The organism is Gammaproteobacteria bacterium (genome assembly GCA_011682695.1).
GTDB lineage: Bacteria > Actinomycetota > Acidimicrobiia > Spongiisociales > UBA4744 > BMS3Bbin01.
In genome coordinates, this window is sequence record JAACED010000104.1 from 1 (window position 1) to 8,307 (window position 8,307).

Below are 8,307 nucleotides of genomic sequence, written 5' to 3' on the forward strand. Positions count from 1 at the left end.
GCACCAACCTGGAATCCGGCCTCGCGGAGGTCGAGCAAGTTGTCGCTCATCCCACCCGCCATCCGCTCCCAGGGAGGTGTCTGATCCTCGGACCCGAGTGCATCCGCACCGTCATCGGTGAGCGAGAAGACGTTCTTGCCATCGCGCTGGTCCGATCGCACGAGTCCTTCGTCCTCGAGCTGCTGGAGTGTCGGATACACCGACCCGGGACTCGGGTTCCAGACACCGTCGGTGCGCTGTGAGATTTCCTGGATGATCTGATAGCCGTGCATCGGTTGTTCGGACAGAAGGTGCAGGATGGCGATGCGAACATCGCCGCGCCCAACCTTCGGCTTGCCTGGGAAGAACGGTCCCGGGCCCATCGGGAACTGACTGCGGTGTCCTCCGGGTCCATGGTTCCCGCGCCGCCGTTTCCCGGCCATCATCATCATTTTCATACCGCGTGGTCCCGACCACGGCGGTGTCATCGTGTACGTCATTTGGTCTCCCTTCTAGACTGTTGTAACAGTATCGCGATATATCGCGATACTGTCAACCAGATTCTGACCCGTCTATTCCTAGGATCGGGAGACGTACTTCGAACAGATGCGACTGACAGGGAGGGCGTACTACCATTCCCGCTGCGAGGCACCCCTGCGGTGTCTTCCAATCCTGCGCCCGTAGCTCAATTTGGATAGAGCGTCTGACTACGGATCAGAAGGTTGGGGGTTCGAGTCCCTCCGGGCGTGCCCACCGGAATCCCTTGTGCCGCAAGGGATTCCGTCTATTGGCCGGTGAGCTCGATGACCTCTGGTCCGCGGTTGGTCCGCATTTGGTCCGCGAGAGCTTGACGATGCAGCCCGTCGAGGGCCACCGCCAGAGCCTCCATATCGGACGGGAACAGGTGCCCGTAGCGGTCCATCGTCACCGAAATCGATGAGTGACCAAGGTGCACCTGGATCGCTTTGGGATGCGCCCCTTCGGCGATGAGCAGGGCAGCGCAGGTATGTCTCAGGTCGTGGATGCGGAGTCCCTCGGGTAGTCCCGCGTCGGCCACGGCCTGGTACCAGACCTGACGCCGGAAGTTGGAGTTCCGGAGAGGCTTTCCCAAGGGCGAGGTGAAGACCAGCGCATCGGGACCGTCGTCGACCTCTCGAGCAAGGTGTTCGGCGAGTAGCTCGCTGAGAAACGCAGGGATGATCACCGTTCGATGGCGGTACGTCTTCGTGGCGCCGAAGTGGAGCATCCCCCGAGCCTCTGAGAGTGATTCCGTCACTTCGATCCGGGATCGCAGGAGGTCGCATCGCTTACGGCGAACCGCTACGGCCTCGCCCCAGCGGAGTCCTCCGTAAGCGAGCAGATACACGAGCGTTCCGTAGGGCTCGCTAATCGCCGCGGCGAGACGCTCCACTTCCTCGGCAGACAGGAAGAGCATCTCAGGGTCGGGTTCGCGGGCAACCTTCACACCAGTAACCGGATTCACAATGAGGTAGCCGGCTTCGACGGCCAGCATCATCATGCTGTTGAGCACCTGTCGCGCCTGGCGGACGCCGGAGGGACCGAGTCCTGCTGCTTGCAGGTCGGCGACCCACTCCTCGACGGCCATGCGGTCGACGTGGCGAAGCTGTTGGCCACCGAAAGCAGGGAGGACGTGAGCGTGGAGATTGGACTCGTAGCCAGCCAGCGTCTTGGGTTTGAGATGGGACTTCGTGCGCAGCCACCGATCGGACCATTCGGCAACGGTGGTCTTCGAGAGCCGAGGGTCCGTCCACTCCCCTCGGATTCTGTCCGCTTCCACTGTGACAGCAAAACGGCTTGCGTCAGACTTTCGGAGGAAGCTCCTGGCTCGCTCTCGTCCTGATGGATCTCTGTACCGGACCTGCCAGGGTCGCCGCCGTCCGGATAGGTGTTGGATATGTGCCACGGTCGGATACCTCCTCGTTCACCCACGGCAATCAAAGCACGTCTGTCTTGACCCTGTCCTCGATCCAGGTCTCGACGTCGCTCCATCGAAAGCGGAGATATTTACCGACACGGAATCCTGGTGGGCCTTGGCGATGGTATCGCCACGCGTAGATCGTGGCGACCGGAACCTCGAGGTATTCAGAGAGATCTTCAACAGTAAGCAGCCGATCAATGGAATCCATGGTTCGATTCTCCAGCCGTACCCTCTCACCAGAGTTTCACCAGAGTTTCAACAGAGTTTCGACAGAGTCTCAGCAGAGTGTTGGCAGACAGGTCAACCCGGCTCCGAAGCACTCCGCGGCGCGTGTGACGCGGCCATTGGGCGGATTCTTCGCTGCCGCTGTCCGATGTGATGAAAAGCGTTGTGGCTCAAGGGTTCTGGCGGTGTCAGCGTTGCCTCTGAGAGGGCTACTGAGACTTTGGTGAGAGGGTTACGGAAACTCTGGTGAGAGGGTTGGCATGTCTACTTCTTGGATATGGAGTACCCAGCGCTCGTTCGCCTCAGTGGAGATCCCGTCGTCGAATGCGGCTTCGTTGCTTCCGCTGGCCGTTGGTGTTCCGAACACGACGTCCAGTTCCCGTCTGGATCGCCCAGTACTCAGGCACAGGACCATTCCCGGCGTCCAACGCAAACCAGGTTGCCAGGACAATCTCACAGTCGAGAAGCTCCAGGAAGGAACAGGAGCACCGATCCTGCCACTCAAGACAGCCACGATCCAGAGAACAGCCGTGACAACGGCCCCAGCGTCGCGAAAGCGCGCCAGCACCCTCAAAACACACACGCACGTGCAACACAGTTGCCGATGTATACATGTAGACAGGCGGGGTCGTGATGGGCCTCAACCGGGGTGTGCTCGCCAGGGTCGACCGCCGGCTGCTCGCCGGCCTCGGACAGGATGAGACGTGGCGGATGGTGCGGGTCCCGACGACTCCGGCGATGTGGTCGACCTGGCGGCGCTATTGCGACACGGCCGGGGTGTCGATGGGCCGAGCCCTCGCCGCCCTGATCGGCCACGAGCTCGCCGGAGTGGTCGACGACACCGACCCGAACGACCTTCCCGTTGCCTCCGCCCGGTTCGGGGAGGAGGTGGCGAGGCGAGAAGCGGAGTTCACCCGCCGTGAACAGGAGATGCAAGCTGCCGAGGCTCGTCTGCGTAGCTGGGAAGCGGAGCTCCACCGGCGGGAACGAGCCCTCGAAGCCCGGGAACGACGAGCCGCCTCTCGGGCGGACTCACCGATCCTGCCCGAGCAATCGTGGGGCAGGGTGGGACGCAACGAACCGTGCCCGTGCGGATCGGGCCGCAAGTACAAGCGCTGCCACGGAGCGCCCGCCAGCCAACCCTGAGGTGCGTCCGGAACGGGTGGCCTCACGGGTTGAGGAGGCCTTGGCGGGCGGCGGCGACGAGCCCTTGAGCGCGGCCATCCACACCCATCTTGCCCCACAGGGTGCGGAGGTGACGTCGAGTGTGCCGCTCGGAGCATCCAAGACGCTGGGCGATGACCCGGATCGTGTCGCCGCGGCCGAGCCGCTGGAGAATGAGGCGGTCCCGTGCCGTGAGACGATCCGGTGTCGCCGGTTCGAGGCGGGTCGCCAAGTGTGGAGCCAGGTGACGGGGGATAGGGAAGGAGCCGGCGACGACCGCGGTGAGAATCACCCGTGCCTCCTCGACAGTAGAGCTGGGTGTGATGATTCCGGCGGCGCCGGAGCGCATCACCGCACGAACGACGATCTCGTCGATCGCGTCGGCGACGACAATCTGAGGGACCCGGCCCGGGAACCCTCCGACGAGGGCTTGGGACAGGCGGATGACTCGAATATTGGCCTGTGGGTGGTCGTCGGAGACGAGACGGGCCGGGACGGCTCGAAGCATGGCGACGAGTCGCCGTTCGGTGGCCACCTCGTCGGAGAGCGTGATCGTCCACATCGGCGGGTGTCGCGGTTCCGTCCTGACTGTCATCTCTCCATTTGCCTTCCCGATGCCCTCACCTGGTGAAGTGTCCACCACCGGCCGGAACATCGCGCGCGATGTTTGGCCTCATCCGGACACTTACCCAGGTGAGGGGACGATCCAGCGTCCTCCGGAGGTGAAGGGAGCAATGATGAGGACACGGAGAAGAAGCCACCGGGTGAGGATCGTGCCGGTGATCCTCGCGACGGTGATGCTCGTCGCGGTGCCCGCATATGCAGCGTCGGGAAGCGACAGCTCAGGACTGCCGGGGGTGGGAACGACAGCCCGGTACGGGGACCACCTGATCGACCTGACCCACAGCTGGAGCGGCGCCGGGGCCTGTGTGGTGTGGCCCGATAAGCTCGACATGCCCGAGTGTTTCGATACTGAAGCTGAGATGAACCGCCGCATCGCCCAACTCGAAGCCGAGGTCGCTCCTGCATCTGTGGTTGGCACGGGTAGGACGACGGCGACGTCGGGTTCGTCGTGTGCCTCATACCTGCGAATGTATGACGGCACCTGGTACACGGGTGCGGTGCTGTACCTGCGGGGACGGTGGCAGTGGTTCAACCTGGCCGACTACGGGTTCGATCAGCGAACCTCCTCGTATCGGATCGGCGCCTGTGCGGCACGGTTCGCCGACTGGGAAAACGGAGGCGGCTCGCGGTATCCGACATCCGAGGCGTACGATGTGGCTCCGACCATGCTGAGCGGGTGGAACAACGACGTGTCGTCCGTCTACATCACGTAGCATCCCCACACCGGAGGTGGAGTGAAGCGTCGACGACCCGACCGCAACGGAGATCCCGACCCTGTGGCGGTCTTCGACGAGCTGTACGAAGCGACCTTCGCCCAGGTGTTGGCGTACTGCCGGCGGCGGACACGCAGCCTGGAAGACGCCGAAGACGCCGTCGTCGAGACGTTCCTGGTGGCGTGGCGGAAGCTCGACGATGCCACCTCGGCCGACTCCCCGCTGCTGTGGTTGTATGGCGTGGCGTCGAGGGTGATCGGCAACCAGCGTCGCGGGCAGGACCGGTTCGGGCGGCTCATCGGCAAGATCGGCCGACTCTTTGATCGTCGGGGTGTCCCGGGGCCGGACGAGCAGGTGCTCACCGCAGCCGAAGCCACTCAGGTGGCAGCCGCCCTCGAGACCCTGAGCGGTATCGATCGGGAGCTCATCCGTCTGGTCGCCTACGAACAGCTCTCCTACACCGAGGCTGGGGTGGTGGTGGGTCTGTCGGAGTCGGCAATACGCAGCCGACTGTTTCGGGTCCGCAGGCGTCTGCGCCGGCATCTCGACGCGATTCGACGCGACGATCCGGACCTGCCGGACACTGGCACTGATGAAGCCCCAACGAGACGTCCCGGTGATAGCCAAGGAGAGCAGCCGTGAACGAACGCGACATCTTCGACGCCGAAGTCGATCCGGCCGACGGGATCGACCCCATCGACGCGGCGCAGATCAAGACGCGCGTCCGGGCCCGGGTCCTCACCCACACCTCCCCCCACACGTCGGGGCGCCGGCGGGTACTGCTGGCGGTCGCCATCGCTCTCCTCGCCTTGGCTGCGATCGCCGCCACGTTCTATCTCACCCGCCAACCCACCCAGATTGCCGGGATCGGCTGCGCTCAAGACCTCACCGGCGACGCCATCCACGTCATCACCCCAACCGGCGGCCTCGACCCCCAACAATGCGCCTCCCTGTGGGCCGACGGCACCATCACCAACCCCGACCTCACCCCCGTCGGCCAGATCCCGCCGCTGGTGGGCTGCGTCAACGACACTGGCACCCTCATCGTCATACCCACCGACGACCAGGGAGTCTGTGAACGCCTCGGCATGGCAGTGTTCGCACCACCCTCAGATGCCACCAGCAGCATCATCGAGGTCCAGGACCGGCTCATCGAACAGATCAACCCGCAGGTCTGCCCCAGCTTCGACGACGCCCGACGGATCGCCGAAGAGGCCCTCGCCGACGCCGGCATCGACGACTGGACCGTCGCCGTCTCCCAACCCCGCACCGACGAAAGACCCTGCCCCAGCCTCTCCTTCGACAGCGCCTCCCGCCGGATCCTCCTCGTCCCCATCGACCGCACCGACCGGTAGCCACCCCTGGGTACCACTGAGGTCGCGAAAAGAAATCCAGAGAAACCGAGCGACGAACCCTCCCCTGCTGAACACCTCTGAGCTTCCGCCGATGACCCAGGTGACTCTCCCTCTGAACGCGCAGAAGCCCATGCACTGGGCAGTCCCATGCTTGCGACACTGGGACGCGATGGCCTCGTGCCGCAGTCCGTTGGATGCTCGCCACTGATCCTCGGGTTAGCTCGACGGCTTCTCACCTTTGAAACAGGTCCGACATCAGGGACCGCGATTACGGCGTCTTGCCCGCAACAGCGAACAGGTCCTGAACGATTTCTCGCGACGAAGGGACGACTCCGGACACTAACAAAGTGAGAAGGACGTCGAAGAAGGAGGATCTCCAATATGTCAGGGACTAGGTGGAGTCTGTCTGCTCGTTGGGCAAGCCGTTGGCGGGCTATCGGGGCAGCTGTTGTCTCCGCGGTGCTCGCGATCACGTTTGTCGTCATGGCACCGGCGACAGGGTGGAACGTGACGGTCGAGACTGGGTGGCACGGTTCGTGCTTCTGGGAGGACACAGTCCAGCATGGCCCCCAGCGGCCGAGTGCCGGAACGTACGACAACAGTGGCGGATGTTCGCGCGTAGGAGTGAGACTCAAGTTCGACTCGGGGTACACGGACGATTGTTCGGTCTCATACATTCTCACCAACTGGTACTCGGACAACAACGCCAAGGTTGTGGTGGGAACGAAAGGGTCTGCGGCATGCAAGGGCTATCACTACCACCGTCTATCAAACGGCTACACGCACTACAACTACACGTACCCATGCTCTCCGTACCCGTGTTAGGAAGGAGGATCTCGTGAACAACCTCATCAATCGGACCGTCGGCAAGGGGCCGGGAAGAAGGATCATGCTCGTTGCTGTGCTTCTGATGTTTCTCGCAGCATCGATAGCGGCGTCCGCAGCAGTATTTCCGGATTCGGCGAAAGACGACAACCTCCCGACGTACATCGCGGCTCGCATGCCCGCGGCATCACAGGAGCAGGCAGCCGCTCTCGAGGACCATGCGCTCGACCGCAGCGAGTATGCACGAGCGTTCGACGCCTATGGAGAGTGTGCTGCGGAAGCGGGGGCACGGATCGTGAAACCTCGAACCTGGTCGGATGAGATCAGCGACTTCGAGCTGTGGGTCGAGATTCCTACAGCAGCGAGCTCGACTGTGGAGCCAGCTGTCGACACTTGTTGGGATCAGCATGTCGGCATCCTTCAGGACTATTGGCATTGGCAGATTGATGGAAGGCCGACCGAAGCTGATCTCGCAACACAGCAAGCTGCCGTTCACACCCGCATCGTGGCTTGTCTCCAAGCCAACGGCCTCGAGGTAGGTAGCGGATCACCTGCCGAACTCAACCAGGCAATGGCATCGAACCGCCCGGTGTTCAAAGAGTGCGTCCTCGCAGCACAGAGCAGCGAATCACCATGAAGAACACCGATCCACTCCCGCCGGATGAGGGGGTAAGATCGACGCGTGTCGCGATGGTCGGCGACAAGCCATTGGAAGGAGCTGGTCTGTGGCGGGGATCGTGATCGGAGTGGCTATCGTCGTCGTTCTCGTCGTCGCTGCCCGCGTCCTGTACTCGTGGAACGACTCGCGGCGAGCGCGTGTATTCGAGGAGCACCTCGACGACAACTACGAGGCAATCACTGAGCATCGGATACGCAGGAACTTCATGCAGGGCGGCTAGCTGGGGTTGACCCGGTTTGTTGGACACACCACAGTCTCCGATGAACCCGGACCGGTTCAAGGCGGTTCAGTCGAATCCACCTTGGGTGCCGTGGTCGGCATGATGAATGTGTCCGGTGTCTGTGCTGGGTTGTCGCCGCCGCAGGCCCATGTCCAAAGCGTCGATGACGAGTTCGGTGCGGAGGTGATCCGCGATCGACGTTCCGATGGACCACCGAACCACCCGACACCGGATTCGCCGTCGCCGTCTTCACCCTTCTCGCCGCCACACCCCCAGCGATCGTCGCCGCATGGCGAGACGCCGTCCATGTTCTCCGAGTCCCGCAGCCACGCGAGTTGCGTCCGCAGTGGCGAGGTGCGAAGGGTCGAGGGTCATTCCAACAAGGTGAACGACCGGCTGGCCGTCCGGTTTGGTCCGCATTTGGTCCGCGGGAGGACGAGAAACGACCACAAACGACGCGAACCACCGAGAGGCGACAACGTAATGAGCACAAGGGATTTCGCCGTATTGCCAATAGGGGCCCAACCCCCTGCGTCTGACTACGGATCAGAAGGTTGGGGGTTCGAGTCCCTCCGGGCGTGCCA

Annotated in this window: 9 protein-coding genes, 1 tRNA gene and 1 pseudogene; 7 read left to right on the forward strand and 4 right to left on the reverse strand. The window is 63.1% G+C overall.

Translation table 11 applies throughout. The features are described from left to right. Positions 1-467, reverse strand: a 467-nt coding sequence (locus GWP04_12265; GenBank protein NIA26319.1) for a PadR family transcriptional regulator, incomplete at its 3' end; no start/stop codon positions are given. A 186-nt stretch (positions 468-653) separates the two neighbouring features. Between GWP04_12265 and GWP04_12270 the strand changes: the two genes are divergently transcribed. Beyond that, a tRNA-Arg gene (locus GWP04_12270) sits at positions 654-728 on the forward strand. Positions 729-763: 35 nt separating this feature from the next. Here GWP04_12270 and GWP04_12275 read toward each other — a convergent pair. Then, a complete protein-coding gene (locus GWP04_12275; protein ID NIA26320.1) occupies positions 764-1,777 on the reverse strand; it encodes a tyrosine-type recombinase/integrase in 1,014 nt (337 codons plus the stop codon). A 157-nt stretch (positions 1,778-1,934) separates the two neighbouring features. After that, complete coding sequence (locus GWP04_12280; protein ID NIA26321.1) at positions 1,935-2,126, reverse strand: helix-turn-helix domain-containing protein; 192 nt, start codon at positions 2,124-2,126, stop codon at positions 1,935-1,937. 1,067 nt (positions 2,127-3,193) lie between these two features. On the opposite strand from GWP04_12280, the pseudogene GWP04_12285 reads away from it, so the two are divergent. Further along, positions 3,194-3,289, forward strand: a pseudogene (locus GWP04_12285) (hypothetical protein). 22 nt (positions 3,290-3,311) lie between these two features. On the opposite strand, the gene GWP04_12290 reads toward GWP04_12285, so the two are convergent. After that, positions 3,312-3,902, reverse strand: a complete 591-nt coding sequence (locus tag GWP04_12290; GenBank protein ID NIA26322.1) for a hypothetical protein — start codon at positions 3,900-3,902, stop codon at positions 3,312-3,314. Between the two features lie 139 nt (positions 3,903-4,041). Here GWP04_12290 and GWP04_12295 point away from each other — a divergent pair, with 139 nt between their 5' ends. From GWP04_12295 to GWP04_12315, 5 genes are all read left to right on the forward strand, one after another. Further along, positions 4,042-4,644, forward strand: a complete 603-nt coding sequence (locus GWP04_12295; protein NIA26323.1) for a hypothetical protein — start codon at positions 4,042-4,044, stop codon at positions 4,642-4,644. A gap of 21 nt (positions 4,645-4,665) precedes the next feature. Further along, positions 4,666-5,286, forward strand: coding sequence for a sigma-70 family RNA polymerase sigma factor (locus tag GWP04_12300; protein ID NIA26324.1), 621 nt, complete (start codon positions 4,666-4,668; stop codon positions 5,284-5,286). Next, positions 5,283-5,999 carry a hypothetical protein gene (locus GWP04_12305; GenBank protein NIA26325.1) on the forward strand — a complete coding sequence of 239 codons (717 nt, stop codon included), beginning with the start codon at positions 5,283-5,285 and terminating at the stop codon, positions 5,997-5,999. The genes GWP04_12300 and GWP04_12305 overlap by 4 nt, the downstream gene beginning before the upstream one ends. Before the next feature lie 838 nt (positions 6,000-6,837). After that, the gene (locus GWP04_12310) at positions 6,838-7,461 is read left to right on the forward strand and encodes a hypothetical protein (GenBank protein ID NIA26326.1); all 624 of its coding nucleotides are present in this window, start codon (positions 6,838-6,840) and stop codon (positions 7,459-7,461) included. An 88-nt stretch (positions 7,462-7,549) separates the two neighbouring features. Continuing rightward, positions 7,550-7,723, forward strand: coding sequence for a hypothetical protein (locus GWP04_12315; GenBank protein ID NIA26327.1), 174 nt, complete (start codon positions 7,550-7,552; stop codon positions 7,721-7,723). Positions 7,724-8,307 lie beyond the last annotated feature (584 nt).